The sequence below is a fragment of the Arthrobacter sp. T2-23 genome, from assembly GCF_055398325.1.
Genome location: NZ_AP027917.1, coordinates 18,264 through 33,822, shown reverse-complemented (window position 1 = coordinate 33,822; position 15,559 = coordinate 18,264). Strand labels below are relative to the sequence as shown.

16 protein-coding genes and 2 pseudogenes are annotated in these 15,559 nt (G+C 66.2%); 6 read left to right on the top strand and 12 right to left on the bottom strand.

Going from position 1 to position 15,559, the window contains the following annotated elements; all coding sequences use genetic code 11:
* Window positions 1-114 precede the first annotated feature (114 nt).
* The 3 genes from ACZ5Z0_RS00190 to ACZ5Z0_RS00180 form a co-directional block, all read right to left on the bottom strand.
* Entirely contained in the window at window positions 115-417 is a 303-nt protein-coding gene (locus tag ACZ5Z0_RS00190; protein ID WP_464109365.1) for a rhodanese-like domain-containing protein, read from the bottom strand.
* 148 nt (window positions 418-565) lie between these two features.
* A complete protein-coding gene (locus ACZ5Z0_RS00185) occupies window positions 566-880 on the bottom strand; it encodes a metal-sensitive transcriptional regulator (protein WP_464109364.1) in 315 nt (104 codons plus the stop codon).
* A 2-nt stretch (window positions 881-882) separates the two neighbouring features.
* The gene (locus ACZ5Z0_RS00180; protein WP_464109363.1) at window positions 883-1,197 is read right to left on the bottom strand and encodes a rhodanese-like domain-containing protein; all 315 of its coding nucleotides are present in this window, start codon (window positions 1,195-1,197) and stop codon (window positions 883-885) included.
* A 144-nt stretch (window positions 1,198-1,341) separates the two neighbouring features.
* Between ACZ5Z0_RS00180 and trxA the strand changes: the two genes are divergently transcribed.
* Window positions 1,342-1,707: a thioredoxin gene (trxA, locus tag ACZ5Z0_RS00175; protein WP_464109362.1), complete on the top strand. Its 366-nt coding sequence runs from the start codon at window positions 1,342-1,344 to the stop codon at window positions 1,705-1,707.
* Between the two features lie 318 nt (window positions 1,708-2,025).
* A pseudogene (locus tag ACZ5Z0_RS00170) lies at window positions 2,026-3,071 on the top strand (Gfo/Idh/MocA family protein).
* Here the strand turns inward: ACZ5Z0_RS00170 and ACZ5Z0_RS00165 are convergent.
* Complete coding sequence (locus ACZ5Z0_RS00165; RefSeq protein ID WP_464109361.1) at window positions 3,046-3,720, bottom strand: FMN-binding negative transcriptional regulator; 675 nt, start codon at window positions 3,718-3,720, stop codon at window positions 3,046-3,048. The pseudogene ACZ5Z0_RS00170 and the gene ACZ5Z0_RS00165 overlap by 26 nt on opposite strands.
* A gap of 43 nt (window positions 3,721-3,763) precedes the next feature.
* Complete coding sequence (locus tag ACZ5Z0_RS00160; protein WP_464109360.1) at window positions 3,764-4,708, bottom strand: DMT family transporter; 945 nt, start codon at window positions 4,706-4,708, stop codon at window positions 3,764-3,766.
* Here ACZ5Z0_RS00160 and ACZ5Z0_RS00155 point away from each other — a divergent pair.
* Window positions 4,707-6,119, top strand: coding sequence for an aminotransferase-like domain-containing protein (locus ACZ5Z0_RS00155; RefSeq protein WP_464109359.1), 1,413 nt, complete (start codon window positions 4,707-4,709; stop codon window positions 6,117-6,119). The two genes, ACZ5Z0_RS00160 and ACZ5Z0_RS00155, sit on opposite strands and share 2 nt — an antisense overlap.
* Before the next feature lie 36 nt (window positions 6,120-6,155).
* Window positions 6,156-7,577, top strand: a complete 1,422-nt coding sequence (locus ACZ5Z0_RS00150) for an AAA family ATPase (protein ID WP_464109358.1) — start codon at window positions 6,156-6,158, stop codon at window positions 7,575-7,577.
* Here the strand turns inward: ACZ5Z0_RS00150 and ACZ5Z0_RS00145 are convergent.
* Window positions 7,563-8,237: a hypothetical protein gene (locus tag ACZ5Z0_RS00145; RefSeq protein ID WP_464109357.1), complete on the bottom strand. Its 675-nt coding sequence runs from the start codon at window positions 8,235-8,237 to the stop codon at window positions 7,563-7,565. The two genes, ACZ5Z0_RS00150 and ACZ5Z0_RS00145, sit on opposite strands and share 15 nt — an antisense overlap.
* A gap of 235 nt (window positions 8,238-8,472) precedes the next feature.
* Between ACZ5Z0_RS00145 and ACZ5Z0_RS00140 the strand changes: the two genes are divergently transcribed.
* The gene (locus ACZ5Z0_RS00140) at window positions 8,473-8,655 is read left to right on the top strand and encodes a hypothetical protein (RefSeq protein ID WP_464109356.1); all 183 of its coding nucleotides are present in this window, start codon (window positions 8,473-8,475) and stop codon (window positions 8,653-8,655) included.
* On the opposite strand, the gene ACZ5Z0_RS00135 is transcribed toward ACZ5Z0_RS00140, so the two are convergent.
* From ACZ5Z0_RS00135 to ACZ5Z0_RS00110, 6 genes and pseudogenes are all read right to left on the bottom strand, one after another.
* Window positions 8,649-9,587: a 5'-3' exonuclease gene (locus ACZ5Z0_RS00135; protein WP_464109355.1), complete on the bottom strand. Its 939-nt coding sequence runs from the start codon at window positions 9,585-9,587 to the stop codon at window positions 8,649-8,651. The two genes, ACZ5Z0_RS00140 and ACZ5Z0_RS00135, sit on opposite strands and share 7 nt — an antisense overlap.
* Before the next feature lie 92 nt (window positions 9,588-9,679).
* Window positions 9,680-9,979 (bottom strand): hypothetical protein, encoded by a 300-nt coding sequence (locus tag ACZ5Z0_RS00130; protein WP_464109354.1) that lies wholly within the window; start codon window positions 9,977-9,979, stop codon window positions 9,680-9,682.
* Between the two features lie 613 nt (window positions 9,980-10,592).
* The gene (locus ACZ5Z0_RS00125) at window positions 10,593-11,246 is read right to left on the bottom strand and encodes an alpha/beta hydrolase family protein (protein ID WP_464109353.1); all 654 of its coding nucleotides are present in this window, start codon (window positions 11,244-11,246) and stop codon (window positions 10,593-10,595) included.
* A 141-nt stretch (window positions 11,247-11,387) separates the two neighbouring features.
* On the bottom strand, window positions 11,388-12,623 hold the full coding sequence (locus ACZ5Z0_RS00120; protein ID WP_464109352.1) for an acyltransferase family protein: 1,236 nt from the start codon (window positions 12,621-12,623) through the stop codon (window positions 11,388-11,390).
* Window positions 12,624-12,869: 246 nt separating this feature from the next.
* A pseudogene (locus tag ACZ5Z0_RS00115) lies at window positions 12,870-13,118 on the bottom strand (LLM class flavin-dependent oxidoreductase); the annotation flags it as partial.
* Window positions 13,119-13,173: 55 nt separating this feature from the next.
* On the bottom strand, window positions 13,174-14,829 hold the full coding sequence (locus ACZ5Z0_RS00110) for a putative Ig domain-containing protein (RefSeq protein WP_464109351.1): 1,656 nt from the start codon (window positions 14,827-14,829) through the stop codon (window positions 13,174-13,176).
* Between the two features lie 343 nt (window positions 14,830-15,172).
* On the opposite strand from ACZ5Z0_RS00110, the gene ACZ5Z0_RS00105 reads away from it, so the two are divergent.
* A complete protein-coding gene (locus ACZ5Z0_RS00105) occupies window positions 15,173-15,550 on the top strand; it encodes a VOC family protein (RefSeq protein WP_464109350.1) in 378 nt (125 codons plus the stop codon).
* Window positions 15,551-15,559: the final 9 nt, after the last annotated feature.

Here is a 15,559-nt window from a genome sequence, read left to right as displayed (position 1 = left end):
GGGGCCGCCGTCCGCCCACCTGGTGCGCCTGGTGCACTGAGGGGCGCAGTCAGGACAGATGGAGGCCCGGGCGGCGCTGGGGGGAAGTGCCGCCCGGGCAGTTCATGGGAAGAGTCAGCCGGCGGGGAGCCCGGCGGCGGACCAGTCGAGCATCCCGCCGGTCATCGTGTAGGCGGTGAAACCGGCGGCAGCGAGCTGGTCGGCGGCTGCTGCGCTGCGGCGGCCGCTGCGGCAGACCGCGACGACGGGACGGCTCTTGTCCAGCTCGCCGAGGCGGATCCGCAACTCACCCAGCGGGATGTGCCGCGCGCCCGCGATCATGCCTGCGGCTACCTCATCGGCTTCGCGGACGTCCACGATCTGTGCGTCGCTGCCCTTCTCGAGCTGTTCATTGAGTTGCTGGGCGGTAATGTCCATGAGTGCGCACCTTTCGGGAGGCTTTCGGTAGGGGCATGTGGCCGATCCAGCCACCAATAATATACCCCCAGGGGTATTATGATTCAAAATTGACGGCCTTGCACCGACCGGCCGGAGGCGCCCGGCGCACCTCGCACGCCACGGGGCGTCAGGTTAGGCGCAGGAAGAGGCCGCGGATCTCCTCAAGCGTGAGCTTCGGACCAGTTGCGCCATCAGTAGCCGGCCCCTCCGGCACGTCGGCGATGCATTCGCGCATGGCGGCGGAGATCAACTCAAACCCTGCCTTGTCCAGGGCACCCCGGACGGCCGAGAGTTGCGTCACGACGCTCCGGCAGTCGGATGCGGACTCGAGGGCGGCGATCAGCGCCCCGAGCTGGCCCTGGGCCCGCTTGAGCCGGTTGATGGTGCGGCGCATCGCGGCATCGGGGCCCGGATTCCCCGGCAGGCTGACGGCGGCGGACACGCTCAGTTGCCCCCGCCGGCATAGGTGACCGGGTGGCCGTTGCGGTACCACTCCGTGATGCCGCCCATCACGTTGACGGCATCGTAGCCCTGCTCCGATAGGAAGGCGGCAGCCCGGACACTGCGGCCGCCGGAGGCACACGTCACGTAGACGGTGCGGCCGATCGGAACATCGCCAAGAGTCCACTGAAGTGCCGACAGCGGCAGGTTCTTGGTGCCCGGAACGCTGGCCTCGGCATATTCTTCAGCCTCCCGCACGTCGATGATGGGAACATCGGGCACCAATGCCGCCAGGTCGTCGACAGAAATGCTTTTCATGCTGCTTTCCTTTCAGACTGCCGGGGAGCCCCGGGCGGTGGCTTCTCCCTCCCACAATGATACCCCCAGGGGTATTTGTGCAAGCCCGGCGCACAGCACCGCGCATGCTTGCACGCAATACCCCCGGGGGTATATATTTGGTGCATGGCAACTATCGACATTTCCGAAAAGACCTTCGAGGACACCATTTCCGGTAACAACATCGTGCTGGTGGACTTTTGGGCAGCCTGGTGCGGCCCATGCCGCATGTTTGCCCCGACGTTCAGCAAGGCGTCCGAAGCCCACCCCGACGTCGTCTTCGCGAAGGTAGACACGGAGGCCGAGCCGGGGCTCTCTGCGGCGGCGCGCATCACCTCCATTCCCACCCTGATGGCCTTCCGCGAAGGTATCCTCGTCTTCTCCCAGCCCGGCGCCATGAATGCGGCCGGCCTGGACGAGCTCATCACTGCCGTGAAGGCGCTCGACATGGCAGACGTCCGGGCCAAAATGGTCGCCGCGCCCGCGTCCTGACTGGCCACGGAGCAACACAGCCACTTCAATAGAAGTAGTTCAATAAGGCGCGGCCCCTGCCGCACCTGGAATACCAGACTCAAGGAGAAACAATGTGCAGTCCCGTCCGTTGCAATAGCTGTGGAAAGATCACCTGGGCCGGTTGCGGCGAGCATGTCGAGTCCGTTATGGCCGACGTTCCCACCGAACAGCGCTGCACCTGCAAGTGATCTTCCCGCGCTGAGGTATCCGGTGCTGGGCTAGCATGCTCAGACGGCGTCGTTCCGTTCTGAACGCAGCGGCGCCCACCTGACCGCCAGCCCGAGGAGAACCGAAGCCATGTCAGAGACCGCCGCGACCCGCTCCCCCAACAGCTCCGACTCCCCCGGCGCCCCTGCGGTTTCTGTCCGGTGGGGAATCCTGGGCACCGGGCTGATTGCCGGGCTGCAGACATCGGACCTGGTGGAACACGGCTTCACGGTCCGGGCGGTGGGCTCCCGCAACCTGGCCACGGCACGCGAATTCGCCGCCAGGTTCCAGCTGCCCACGGCGCACGGCAGCTATGAAGCACTCGTGAACGACCCCGACGTCGACGTTGTCTACATCTCCTCGCCGCACCCGTTCCACTACGAGAACGCATTGCTGGCGCTCACCGCGGGCAAGCACGTCCTGGTGGAGAAGCCCTTCGCCATGAACGGGTGGCAGGCGCAGGAGATTGCGGACCTCGCCGCGTCCAAGGGGCTGGTTGCCCTTGAGGCCATGTGGACGCGTTACCTCCCGCACATGGTCCGGATCCGCGAACTGATCGCCTCGGGACTCCTCGGCGAGGTCCGTACCCTGATCGCGGACCACAACCAGAACCTGCCCAAGGACCCGGAACACCGGCTTAACGACCCCGCACTGGGCGGCGGAGCCCTCCTCGATCTGGGCATCTACCCCGTTTCCTTCGCCTTCGACATCTTCGGGGCACCGGCCAAGATCCAGGCTGCCGCCAGCATGACGGCCACCGGCGTCGACCGCCAGACCGCCATGATCTTCGAATACGGGGACGGACAGCAGGCGGTGCTGCACTGCGCGCTGGATACCGCGGGACCGAACCGGGCCGCGGTCATCGGCACCGGAGGCAGCATCGACATTAATCCGGTCTGGTACACACCCACCGGATTCACCCGGTACGACGACGGCGGAAACGTCGTCGAGCGCTTCGATGAGCCGGTGACCGGCCGCGGCATGCAGTACCAGGCGTGGGAGATGGAGCGTCTCGTTGCCACCGGCGCGACCGCCAAAACGACATCCTGCCGCCCAGCGAGAGTGTCCAGGTCATGGCGGCGCTGGACGCAGTCCGCAGCCAGATCGGGCTCAGCTACTCCAGCGACGCCCGGTAGCACGTCCGCCGGCCTCCCGATCCCCGACCTCCCGCCGCGCCCGGTCGACGTCGGCCGCACACGCGGCCTGCCCGGAGGCCCGAAGCCCTGCCACAACGCCGTCGATGTCTGCAGCTGCGCGGTTTTGGCTGAGTTTGGTCTTCGCTTCGGTCCTGGTGATCAGCAGTTCGACGCCGACGATGGCCCGCAGTTGGCCTTCGATGAACCGCTCCGGGGCATCGTCGAGGGACCAGGGCCGGTCCGAACGGGCTTCGTGGAGCTCGGTCAACTGTCGGACATGGCGGCGGAGCCAGGCCGGGTCGTTATGGACTACTAGCGTTCCGTAGACGTGTGCCGTGGAGTAGTTCCAGGTCGGAACAACGCCGCCATGTTCGGCCTTTGAGGCATACCAGGACGGTGAGATGTACGCGTCAGCGCCCTGCAGGATGACCAGCGCCTCGCCGATGGGCGGTTCGGAGCACTGCGGGTTGTTCTTGGCCAGGTGGCCGTGCAGCGCGCCGTGCTCGCCGGCCGAGGAAACGTAGACCAGGGGCAACAGGGTGGCGAGAATGCCGCGCGAAGTCACCGTGACTAGGTTGGCGGCTGCGGGGGCGGCGATGAGGTTTTGGGTGGCGCCGGGGCTGGCGGCGAAGTGCGCTGGGATGTACATGGGGCCGTCCTTGGATGTATCGAAATGGCGGGTTTGGGCGTTTTTAGTCTTGCGATGGCGCCGGCTTCAACCGGGCTCGGACGGCGAGGCCGGCGCAGGCGATTACGGCGGCCCCGCCGATCAGGGTGGTCTCCGTTAGCGATTCGCCGAGGATCAGCGCGGCCCATGCGATGCTCAGCACGGGCTGAACCAGCTGGATCTGGCTGACCTGCGTCATTGGGCCGATGGCGAGGCCCCGGTACCAGGCGAAGAATCCGAGGAACATGCTGACGACGCCGAGGTAGGCAAAGGAAGCCCACTGCGCGGGGGTAGCCGACGGCGGCTGCTGGGCCACGGCGAGCGCGGCCAGGGCCACCATCAGCGGCGCTGCAAGGACAAGCGCCCATGACACGGTCTGCCAAGCGCCAAGCTCGCGGGCCAGCAGTCCGCCTTCCGCATAGCCCACGGCAGCGGCGGCGACGGCGCCGAGGAGCATCAGGTCCGCCCAGTGCAGCTGCCCAAAGCCGCCGGGCTGTGCGAAGGCGAAGCCGACGGCAGCGGCGGCGCCGGCTAACGTGGCGAGCCAGAACGCTGTCCGGGGACGCTCGTGCCCCCGAAGAACTGCGGCGGTTGCGGTCGCGGCCGGGAGCAGGGCGATCACCACGGCGCCGTGGCTGGCTGGGACGCTGGTGAGGGCGAAGGAGGTGAGCAGCGGGAACCCGACAACGATTCCGCCGCCGACCACCGCGAGCCTCGCCCATTGCCGGGCCAGGGGCAAACGCTGGCGGGTAAGGATCAGCGCGACGGACGCCAGAGTTGCTGCCACTACGGCCCGGCCGGAGCCGATAAACAGGGGCGACAGTCCGGCGACGGCAACCCGGGTGAACGGAACCGTAAAGGAGAATGCCGCCACGCCAAGCATGCCCCACCAGAGGCCGGCCGCACCGTCGGCCGGGGAGGCCGGTATCACTGGGCGAAAAAGGACAGTAGCGCTACTCTTGTCTCTCATGGACAACGATAGCAGTTCACGCATTGCGGCGCAGCTGAAGGAATGGATCGGCCGGGCCGCCCCCGGCGCCCGATTGCCGTCCACGCGTTCCCTCGTGGCCGAACACCAGGCCAGTCCGGTCACGGTACAGAAGGCCTTGCAGTCCCTCACCTCCCAGGGCCTTATTGAGAGCCGGCCGGGCGTCGGGACGTTCGTTCGGGCGGTCCGGACGGCGCGTCCGTCCGACTACGGCTGGCAGACGGCGGCCCTGCGCGCACCGCAGGCGCCGCTGCGCTCGGCGTCCGCCGCGATGCGCAGCGCACCCAACGATGTCATTGCCCTGCACTCCGGCTACCCGGCCCGGGAACTGCTGCCCGAGCGGCTGGTCCGGGCGGCCCTGATCCGGGCAGCCCGGGGCGAGACAGCGCTGTCCCGTGCACCCGCTGCCGGACTTCCCGAGCTGCAGTCCTGGTTCGCCCACGAACTCGGTACCTCGACGCCGGCGGGCGTCACCCCACCCGGGGCGAGCGACGTCGTCGTCCTGCCGGGCAGCCAAAGCGGCCTTAGCTCCATCTTCAGGGCGCTGGTGGGCAGCGGCCAGCCGCTGCTGATGGAGTCCCCCAGCTATTGGGGCGCCATCCTCGCGGCCGCCCAGGCCGGCGTCCGTGTTGTCCCTGTTCCGAGCGGGCCGGACGGCCCCGATCCTGACGAGTTGGCCAGGGCCTTCGAGGAGACCGGGTCGCGACTCTTTTATGCCCAGGCCAATTACGCCAACCCGACCGGAGCGCAGTGGACAGTCCGGCGCGGAGACGAGGTCCTGGAGGTGGTGCGCCGGCACGGGGCGTTCCTCGTGGAGGACGATTGGGCCCACGACTTCGGCATCAGCAGCGCCCCCTCCCCCGTGGCCGCCCGCGACGATTCCGGACATGTGGTGTACCTGCGGACGCTGACGAAGAGTGTGTCGCCGGCCATCCGCGTGGCAGCCGTCATTGCGCGTGGGCCGGCCAGGGAGCGCATCCTCGGGGACCGCGGGGCGGAGTCGATGTACGTCAGCGGCCTGCTCCAGGCCGCGGCCCTCGAGGTCGTCACCCAGCCGGCCTGGCAGACGCATCTGCGCAGCGTCCGGCACCAACTCCAGGCGCGCCGCGACCTGCTCGTGACGAGTCTTCGCGAACACGTCCCGCAGGCCCACCTCACACTGGTGCCGAAAGGCGGGCTGAACCTCTGGGCGCGGCTTCCGGACGGGACCGACGTTGAGCATCTGAGTGTGGACTGCGAGCGGGCCGGCCTGCTGATCGCCCCCGGTACGGCGTGGTTCCCCGCCGAACCCGCCGGCCCCTTCATCCGGCTCAACTACGCCGGGCCCAACCCCGGCGCGTTCCCGGAGGGTGCCCGCATCCTGGGACGGGCGCTTGAGCGCCACGGCTTGTAGGGCCCCGCGCTGCAGGGACGCTGGTAGGGTCTGCGCATGGATGAAAATTTGGGGAAGTTCATCGACAATTTCGCTCAGCTCGTGCAGCTTGCGCAGGCCGGGCAACACCGTCCATCGGCGGGACCGCAGCTGCTGACGACGCTCACCGGGCATCTGGGTGTGCCGGCCGAGTCGGTCTCAGTCGTGGTGGAGGACATTCCGCCACACCGGTTCGTGGACGCCGACATCCAGATGGCAGAGCTTGCGGGCGAGGATCAGCAGTTTCGGCTGGTCGGCATCGGCGGAGGGGACCAGCGCCACCACCACTCCTTGAGCGACATGCTGCAGCAGGCGCAGATCTTTCCGCAGTTCCCGCTGTCCCAGCCCGACTACGCCAACTTGGCAGTGGGTCCGGACGAGCAGCGCCAGGCGGTGGCGCTGGGGCTCTGGTTGTTCAGCCACGTCGGCCGCCCGATCGCTGTGCTGCAGCGGGACGCCAACCCCCGGTACGGCCGGCAGGCAGCCCGCCTGGAAGTCCTTGCCGGCGACACCGATTCCGCCGCGGCCTTCCTCGCCGACTTCCGGCGTCGAATGCAGCACCACAGCGTTCTCAAGGGGCAGGTCATTTCACTCGTTATGGGTGAATACGGACCCAGCGCCGCGGGCGTGACCTTCCACACCCGCCCCACGCTGGCCGCGGCCGACGTCGTCCTGCCGGACGGCCTGTTGCAGAAGGTCTCGGACCACGCCCTGGGCATTGCCGAGCACCGGGACACCCTCAACCGTTACGGGCAGCATCTCAAGCGAGGCATCCTGCTCTACGGGCGTCCGGGCACCGGAAAGACCCACACGGTGCGGTATCTGCTGGGCCGGAGCCAGGGTGCCACCGCCATCCTGCTCTCCGGCGGATCGCTTGCCCGGATTTCGGAGGCGGCCACCATGGCCAGGGCACTGCAGCCCTCCATCGTCGTTCTCGAGGACTGCGACCTCATCGCCGAGGACCGCAGCTTCGGCCACGGGCCCCAGCCGCTTCTATTCGAGGTGCTCGACGCCATGGACGGCCTCGCCAGCGACGCCGATGTGGCGTTCGTCCTCACCACCAATCGGGTGGACATGCTGGAACGGGCCCTGGCCCAACGCCCCGGCCGGGTGGACCTGGCCGTTGAAGTTCCGCTGCCCGCGCAGTCGGAGCGGGTGGCGTTGCTCAGGTTGTATTCCCACGGGATCGGCTTCAGCCCGGCGGCACTCGAGGAGGCGGCAGACCGCACGGCGGGAACCACGGCCTCGTTCGCTCGCGAGTTGATCCGTCGCGCCGTCGTGGCCGCCGCCCTGTCCGGCGTCCCGGTCGCGGACGCCCACCTTCAGGTGGCCGTGGGCGATTTGATGGCCGACGGCGAGGCGCTCACCCGCAGCTTGCTGGGCAGCGGAGGCGGTGCGAGGGGCGACGCCGGGGACGCCCGCAGCTCAGGCGCTTTCTGACTCGGCAAGCCGTTTGAGGTTGGAGAACTGACGGGTCTGCATGACCCAGTGCGAGGGCTCCAGCACCACAATGCTCAGGAGCGGCTGGAGCCATTTCGGCCGGAGGGACCAGTACCCGCTCACGATCAGGCGGGTGCGGCCGTCCGCTGTGTCCTTCAGTTCGAACCCCCAGAGCGAGTCGGTGAAGTAGCGGGGCCGCATGCCTGCCGGGTCGAACGGGCGCCCCCGCAGGTCGAGCGACATGCGAAGGCCAAGGAACTGTTCCGGCTCCAGCGCCGCCACCTCCCACCACTGGCTGCCGTCGGGTGTGGCCGCCAGATGGTCGCCGACGGCGAGATCCTGCCACTCGGGATGGATGGCGCCAGTGCTGCGCCGGCCGAAGTTGTCCAGGCGGTCCCAGCTGTACCAGCCTCCCCGGTTGGTTCCCATCTGCAGGAGCCAGCGCCACACGCGTGGGCGGGGTGCGTTGATGGTCACGGCCATCGTTGCGCTGCGGGTCCCGTCTGGAATGATCCCGGAGCCCGGGTAGGGTCCGCGTACTTCGCCGTCGCTCGCACCGGCGCGCAACAGGCGTGGCCGCACGAGCGCCAGGTAGGCGGCCGCGAAACCGGCGGCAAGCCCTCTGGCCATCGTGAGCCGCGCAGATGCGATGGGTGTCATTGTCACTCCCCCGCCGTGCCCAGGTGTTTCGGGAAGAAAGCGAGGATACGCCTACGCACCTCCCGGGGCGCTGGGATTGATTAGGCCTCGACTACCGGTCTACCAGTGCAGCTCGGGCGCGGGAAGGGCCGAAGGCCACCCACTATCCTTGATCTCAGCACCGCGGTCGGGGCTGGATCGTGCCAGCGGCGCCCGAACTGCTCCGGCGCTTTCAGCCATCGAGAGCGGGATGCTCATGAGAAACGTCGCAACAGTCCTAGCCGGCCTCGAATCCCAACTGGGCTGGATACGCGAAACCTACACCGAATTGCACCGGCATCCGGAACTCAGTTTGGAAGAACGCAAAAGCTCGGCGATGGTCGAAGCCAAACCCACCGCCCATGTAGTCAGCGCACTTTCATCCCTTGCCGCTCAATGACGCCCGTCCAACGCCGCGAGGAATCGTGTGACCGAGCCGCCGAGGTTCCACTCGGCGGCCAGGGCCTCAAGCTCGGCGCGACTATCGCCGGCGACGGGACGCAGTTTCGCCCCTGCCTCCTCAAGGGTGGGCAATTCAAGGTCGCGCACAACGTGAACGACGCCGGGCGCGACGGAGAGATAGGCCTCGGCCGCGCCGAGCTTTGAACGAATGGACGGGGACAGTCCGCTCCCCGCATCCGTAGTGGCGGCCAGTAGGCTCTCCAGCGTTCCGTAGTCGGCCAGAAGTGCCGCAGCGGTCTTGTCTCCGATGCCGGCGACGCCCGGCAGCCCATCCGAGGTATCGCCGCGCAGGGTCGCAAAATCCGCGTACTGCCCCGGCAGCACGCCGTACTTGCCGAAAATGACCGACTCGGTGACGACTTCGAGGTTCCGCATGCCCCGCGCGGTGTAGATCACCCGCACCTGGTGGGCGTCGTCAACAACCTGGAAAAGATCGCGGTCGCCGGTCACCACGTCCACCGGAAACATGGCGTTGCTGGCATAGCTGCCGACGACGTCGTCAGCCTCGTGTTCCGCCGCCCCGACGACGGCGATGCCCGCCAGGTCAAGCACCTTGCGGATCATCGGGAGCTGGGCGGTGAGGGCGTCCGGCACGAGCTCGACATCAGGAGCGCCCGCCACGGCCTCGGCCACGCGATGCGCCTTGTAGCTGGGGAGGCGATCGACCCGCCATTGCGGGCGCCAATCATTGTCCCAGCACGCGATGAGATGCGACGCGTCGTAGTCGGTGGTGAGCCGCGCGATCATGTCGAGCAGGCCGCGAACGGCGTTCACCGGCGTGCCGTCGGAGCGGCGGATTGTGTCGGGAACGCCGTAGAAAGCACGGAAATACAGCGAGGCGGTATCGAGCAGCATCAGGCGTTGGCGCATAGCCGATCCTTGCACGAATGCGTTCGGACGTCAGCCGGAGGTCCGCATCGGTCCCAGCCCGACCAGACCCAGCCCGACCAGACCCAGCCCGATCAGTCCCAACCCAAGGCCGGGCGCAGGTCGCGGGAAATCGACTCCAGCAGCCGCACGTTGAAGTCGACGCCAAGCTGGTTCGGGACGGTGACCAGCACAGTATCCGCTGCCGCCACCGCGGCGTCGCGGGAGAGCTCTTCCACGAGACGATCGGGCTCTCCGACGTAGCTGCGCCCGAACCGGGCCAGACCGCCGGCGAGGTAGCCCACCTGGTCGCGGGCCTCGGCCTGGGCTCGAAGCCCGAAGAAGCGCCTCGACTCGTCGTCGATCAGCGGAATGATGCTCCGCGAGACGCACACCCGTGGAGTCCGCGCGTGCCCTGCCGCCGCCCACGCCTCCCGGTAGCCGGCAATCTGCTCGGCCTGGAGCTCGAGGACTTCCGGCGTCGATCGATTGCAGCCCGCCAGCGCCGCGACAGCGACTCCGTTGGCCGCTACAGCGGCCCCGGTTATGAGCAGTGGAAGGAGCGGAATCTGAAGATGCAGAGGAAGATCGACGCTTCAAAGTTCTCCGGCCAGATTGCTGCCTTGAATCGTCAGCACAACGACCCCGACTACGGGAGGTGAAATTTCCCTTAGCGAGTGAGTAACCGGAACCGGCCGACGGCCCGGGACACCACGACGGTCGCCCCGGACGTCTCGGCTGGACATCCAAGTACACACGGCGAAGGCGACACCCGAATCCGTGGAACCATTGGCCCGTACGAAGCTGCCGACTATGCAGGGCGGGGCCCGCCTCTTGACTAGGACCTTATTGGATAAGGGGTGCCCTTCGGTGACCGTGCTTCAGACGGCGGGAGAAGCATGGCCTGACAAAAGAACCCCGCACGGACCAGGCGGGCCGCTGACGCGAGCGTCCGGAAATAGAAAACTCCCCCGTCATCCTTCACCGGATGGCGGGGACTTTTTTGCTTTATTCGCCGTCCAAGAATTCAACAACTCTGCCCGGCTGGAACGCCGACGGATCGCCATGTTCACCTTTCACCGGGACCACCGTCACAGCGGCGCCTGCTAACCTCGCGGCAGCGGCACACAGGTCGGTGTTGGTCGCCTTCGGAACGGTCGTATCTGCTGGGGATGAGAAGAAGATGGCTCGGAATCCCGGGGGATAGCTCGGCTTCACTGGCGACAGCGCTGAGGGGGCCCCGGCCGGCCACGCTTGCCGGAACGTGGGGAACTTGTCCGTCATCGACGCGAGGTTGCAGACGGGATATACCCCGACGAACGCCTTGGCCGGAATGTGCCCGATGAGTTGTAGCGCGGCAAGACCGCCCATGGACTGCCCCAATAACACCACGTCGGCGGTGTGCGCCTGGTCCGCCGCCCACTTGTACAAATCCTCGTACGCTTTTTCTGACGCTGGCGCACCCCACACGTTCCCGCCGGCGTCGGAGGTGGCGATGCTGTACCCAGCCGCGAGAAGAGCGTCGCGCACGCCCGACTGCGCGGCTCCTGTCTGCCATTCGTCAACGGTTCCGCCGTGCCCGTGCGCCGCAATGACGAGGGTTCCGTTGGGTTTCGCCGGGACGGTCACGGCCACGTTGTCCGGACCGATCACTGAACGCACAATTCGCTGCCTAGCCTCAGCTGTAGGGGTAGGCGTGGCCGTTGGTGGCGCTGATGACACGGCCCCGCACCCCGACAGCGCGAGAACCGCCAACCCGATAAACAGTCGACGCATCACAACCCTTTCAGACACATGACGACGTCACCGGTCCCCGGATGTCGTCTGCAACCGCTTTCCCCGACCCCGCGATTCGGGGAGGCCGGCCGAACCGGAAACGTAGTCCGCCACACCTGTGCTCATCCACCTTCCAGTGCGCTTGGCAAGGCGGTGTGCCGGGAGCTCAACAAATTCCGAGAATATCCAGGCCACCGCGAACGCCGCGGGGATGGCAAACAGCAAGGCATGCATCCAGTGGTCGGCGCCGAACATGCGACTGAACATCACGATGATGGGTACGTGGACTAGGTACAGGCTGAATGAGATTTTTCCGAGCCACTGCACGGGACCCCATTCCAAAAATTGGGCGATTGTCCGGGAGAACACCGCACACAGGACGAGCAACACAGCACCAGGAAGTGCTAGCGCCTTGCCCACAGCCAGAACAAAAGGATCAGTCACGCCGCCTAGAAGCATGGACCAGTACGCGCACATGAACAACACGCCGGCCACGAGGGACCCGAGCCATAAAGCTTTCGACCGGAGCGATGCCCCACGGGGGCGGTATCGGCGAGTCCTGCTCAGTACCGGAACAGCCAGGGCCGCGCCGGCGAGAAACGCCGGCAGATAGGTCAGGTACCCGATGGCGTTCATCACGCCTACGACTGAAAGGGCCGCGCACACAGTTACCGTCAGGGCCGTCCAACGTCGCAAGACCACCGAGATACCCACAAAGACCGGTAGAAGGAATGAGAAGATGAACTCCCACTGCAGTGACCAGAGTGGGTTATTGATCCTCGTGGGTCCGCGAACTTCGTCAAATCCGGCGATAACTTCAGGCCACTCGAGAAGGCTAACGTTGGACAACTTCACCCATTTGCTGACGGGGAGGCTTGGATCCACAGCAACCAGCGCGACCCCAACTGCTGCTAGTAACAGTGAGGCCGCGACGGGCAGCCAGAGGCGCAGAGACCGAGTGATGTAGTAGGCGACCCAATCGTAGGTCTTTGCCCTGAGGACGGGCAGGGATACCACAAGCCCGCTCAGGACGAAGAACAGCAATACAGCTTCACCGCCCGCCGTGAAGATCTTCAGCGGCGTAGCGTTGAGCCACCACAGAAGGCTGCCTTCCGAGGGCATGTCCCCGGTCATATACAGATTGGCGAACTCCGGCACTGTCAGCGCGCTGTGGTGGATGACCACGATCAGCGCGGCGAGTCCCCGGAGGCCGTCCAGCGACCTAAGACGCAACGGACGTGGGGTGGAGGCTGGGAAAGTCATCGGCTACCTAGGACGTCGTAACGGCCGGCCCCATCGGTCCCCGGTCGCGGCGGATGGTTTCTACCAACGCCCTTGGAAGTATAGCGGTGACACAACCCATCGGCCCGATTTGCGACTGGTGAGCTTACTTAGTTCCGTCGTACCCCCAGCGTGGCGGAACACCAGGAAGCGCCTCCCCGGCACCCTCCCCCAGGTTGGACCCCGCGAGGGGCGAATAGACCCGTGCAACAACCCCAACATGCGCTAGCGCATATCGATGACCCCGGTGCCCATCTCGATGCGGGAGGTACGCGCGGCGATGGCGGCCAGCAGCGGGAACGGCGCAGCCTGTTGCTCGGCAAAGTGGTGGACACGGAAGTAGGCGCCGTCGATGCCGGCTTCCTCCGCGGCCACCGCCAGGTCAACCGCCTGCAGGAGGGCGTCCCGGGCCGAGGGTGTGCGCGAACCCTGGACGTCACCCCAGTGGCCGAAGGACAGAAAACCGATGCGTTTCATAAGAACTCACACTCACACAACGGGCTCGATTCCTCCGGGATCATTCACCTCCGCCTCAGTTGTAGACACGGACCCAGTCGACTTGCATCTGGCTCGGTTGAGTCGCGGTCCCGTCGGGGAACCAGTCCAACTGGATGGTTTGATGCATCCCGACCGTGGGCTGATGGGCCGGGTCCGTGTCGGTAAACCACTGCACGCCGTCGATATAGCCGGTGATCCCGGTCGGGGTCCATTGAACCGCGTAATTGTGCCACTGGGTGGTATCGATCGGCTGGACGGACTGGGTCTGGAAGCTTGATCCGCTGCAGGCGTAGTGCAGGAAAAACTTGATCCGGGATGTATCGGACGTTCCCTCGGCGTAGTCAATCTCAGCGCAGTTCGGCGACGTGTTGTTATTCGGCCAGAGGATCAGGACCGGGTGGTACTTCGGGTCCCGGGCGCTGGTTCTCATCCGGGTTTCCCAGCGACCGTATTTCTGTTGGGCGAACTTGGCTGACATGCCGCCGGTCGTTCCGGCCGAGTCGCCGCTGACGGTGACTATACTTCCGTCCACGGACCAGGCACCCGGGCTGCGGATCCCTTTTCCCGCGTGGCCTGGGCTGTTGTAGACACCCCACTTCAATGGGTCGGGGGCACCCGTGTAAGAGAATTCGTCCCCGGCCACCACCGGGCCCCAGCCGAAGACGACGGCGGCCTGCGTACCGTCGGGCGATGGCGCGGGGCCGACGTTGATCGTGATCAGCGGCGTGACCGCGTCCGGGCTGATCCCGTTCGTCGCGGCGACCGTGAACGTCGAGGACCCGGCCGACGTCGGCGTACCGGCAAGGACACCGGTGCCGCCGTTCAGGCTCAACCCCGCCGGTAGCGACCCCGACGCCACGCGAAAGGTCGGGGCCGGGTTGCCGGACGCCGCGAAGGTGTACGAATAAGCAGTTCCCACGGTGGCGGTAGCCGGAGGCGTAGACGCCGTGAACACCGGAGCCGCCTGGGCGGGCCTGATCTCGATAAGAGACAAATTCCACCTGTCGTTCGTAGGGGCGGTGTCATTGATGCTTACCGTTGAAGGCGCCGTTGCCGTACCGGGCGCGGTTTGGCGCTGCGTCCAGAACGTTCCACCGGAGCTGGAGAGGAACTCGTCGACCTTGGTTTGACCGGCTCCCACGGTACGGGCGACGGCCCTGCTCCAGTCATTGCCCGCACCCCACACCCAGGAGCCGGTGCGGGTTGTCGTTAGGGAAGCGGTCGGCGCTCCGGTGGCGCCGCTCGCTCCCCCGACCGCCCCGTCCGTGGACGTGTCCGCGCCCGTGAAGGTGGCTACCGTGATGGAGGCTTGGTATGACCCGTTGTGTGTTGCCGTCACTCGTGCGTTCGTGAGGAGGCTGCTCGACACCGCCTGCCAGATTTCGGCCGTCCCGTACTGGACGTTGGTGCGTTTCCGCAGACGCCAGGTGAGCCCGCCGCCGGTGACGGAAGTGAATTGCTGTGAACTCGAGGCGGCGGGGCCATCAGCGGTCACAAAGGCAATCAATAGTTCCTTGCTTTGACTGGTGGTAAAAGCAGGAGAAACGACTGACCGGGAAAAGGAGGACTGGTGCGCACTGACCACCTTGTCAGTCGCCAATCCCCCAGCCGCCTCAGCAGGCAGCGGAACCAGGCTGAAACCGATGATTGCGATAATAAGGACTAAACGAGCAGTGAATGGTCCACGCATGAATTCCCCACAATTCTTCGTTGAATCGGATCACCCATTTCGACCTCGTGTCGAGCCGCACGGTCACGGTTCAGATGTCGTCCAGGTCCTAGGTGTGCCGGGCTACGTTTTTGAAGACCTAGGTGAGTTCCAAGGTCGACGATGGCTTCGGGAGGTGGAGCGGGAAGACCGGGATAACCGCCCCGGGAGCCCTCATCCTAACGAGCCCCGAGACGCAACTTCCTCAGTGGCCCGTACCTGTTAACCCCCGCACCCTACGCGTTTATGTGGTTGCGTTACTTGCCGCCTGCTTGCTCGACATATGGCTAGGCAGGGCGCGCATCCCGTGGGCTATCGTGGTGCCATGCCGAGCCAGCTAGCTTCAATTGCCATCGACGCGATCAATCCACAGGTGGTGGCCGACTTCTGGTGCGCCGTCCTTGGCTGGCACGTCCTCGAAGCGGACACCGGCATCATCAGCATCGGGCCGCACGACAGGACCTACCCCTCCATCGACGTGATCGCGGTCCCCGAAGGCAAAACCGTCAAGAACCGGCTGCACTTCGACCTCCGCGCCGACGGCACGTCGACTGCCGGGGAGCTCGAGAGGCTGCTCGCCCTGGGCGCAGAGCGCACGGACGTGGGCCAAGGCCCGGATGTCAGCTGGGTGGTACTGGCTGATCCCGAGGGCAACGAGTTCTGCCTGCTATCCCGCTCCGTCCAGGACGAGGACCGAGACTAGGGGGAACTG

Excerpts from the sequence above, each read along its gene's own strand:
- ACZ5Z0_RS00190 (WP_464109365.1), bottom strand. The coding sequence starts at position 417 with ATGGACATTACCGCCCAGCAACTCAATGAACAGCTCGAGAAGGGCAGC.
- trxA (WP_464109362.1), top strand. The coding sequence starts at position 1,342 with ATGGCAACTATCGACATTTCCGAAAAGACCTTCGAGGACACCATTTCC.
- ACZ5Z0_RS00110 (WP_464109351.1), bottom strand. The coding sequence starts at position 14,829 with ATGCGTGGACCATTCACTGCTCGTTTAGTCCTTATTATCGCAATCATC.
- ACZ5Z0_RS00165 (WP_464109361.1), bottom strand. The coding sequence starts at position 3,720 with ATGTACATCCCAGCGCACTTCGCCGCCAGCCCCGGCGCCACCCAAAAC.
- ACZ5Z0_RS00105 (WP_464109350.1), top strand. The coding sequence starts at position 15,173 with ATGCCGAGCCAGCTAGCTTCAATTGCCATCGACGCGATCAATCCACAG.
- ACZ5Z0_RS00135 (WP_464109355.1), bottom strand. The coding sequence starts at position 9,587 with ATGCGCCAACGCCTGATGCTGCTCGATACCGCCTCGCTGTATTTCCGT.
- ACZ5Z0_RS00150 (WP_464109358.1), top strand. The coding sequence starts at position 6,156 with ATGGATGAAAATTTGGGGAAGTTCATCGACAATTTCGCTCAGCTCGTG.
- ACZ5Z0_RS00120 (WP_464109352.1), bottom strand. The coding sequence starts at position 12,623 with ATGACTTTCCCAGCCTCCACCCCACGTCCGTTGCGTCTTAGGTCGCTG.
- ACZ5Z0_RS00180 (WP_464109363.1), bottom strand. The coding sequence starts at position 1,197 with ATGAAAAGCATTTCTGTCGACGACCTGGCGGCATTGGTGCCCGATGTT.
- ACZ5Z0_RS00155 (WP_464109359.1), top strand. The coding sequence starts at position 4,707 with ATGGACAACGATAGCAGTTCACGCATTGCGGCGCAGCTGAAGGAATGG.
- ACZ5Z0_RS00140 (WP_464109356.1), top strand. The coding sequence starts at position 8,473 with ATGAGAAACGTCGCAACAGTCCTAGCCGGCCTCGAATCCCAACTGGGC.
- ACZ5Z0_RS00145 (WP_464109357.1), bottom strand. The coding sequence starts at position 8,237 with ATGACACCCATCGCATCTGCGCGGCTCACGATGGCCAGAGGGCTTGCC.
- ACZ5Z0_RS00160 (WP_464109360.1), bottom strand. The coding sequence starts at position 4,708 with ATGAGAGACAAGAGTAGCGCTACTGTCCTTTTTCGCCCAGTGATACCG.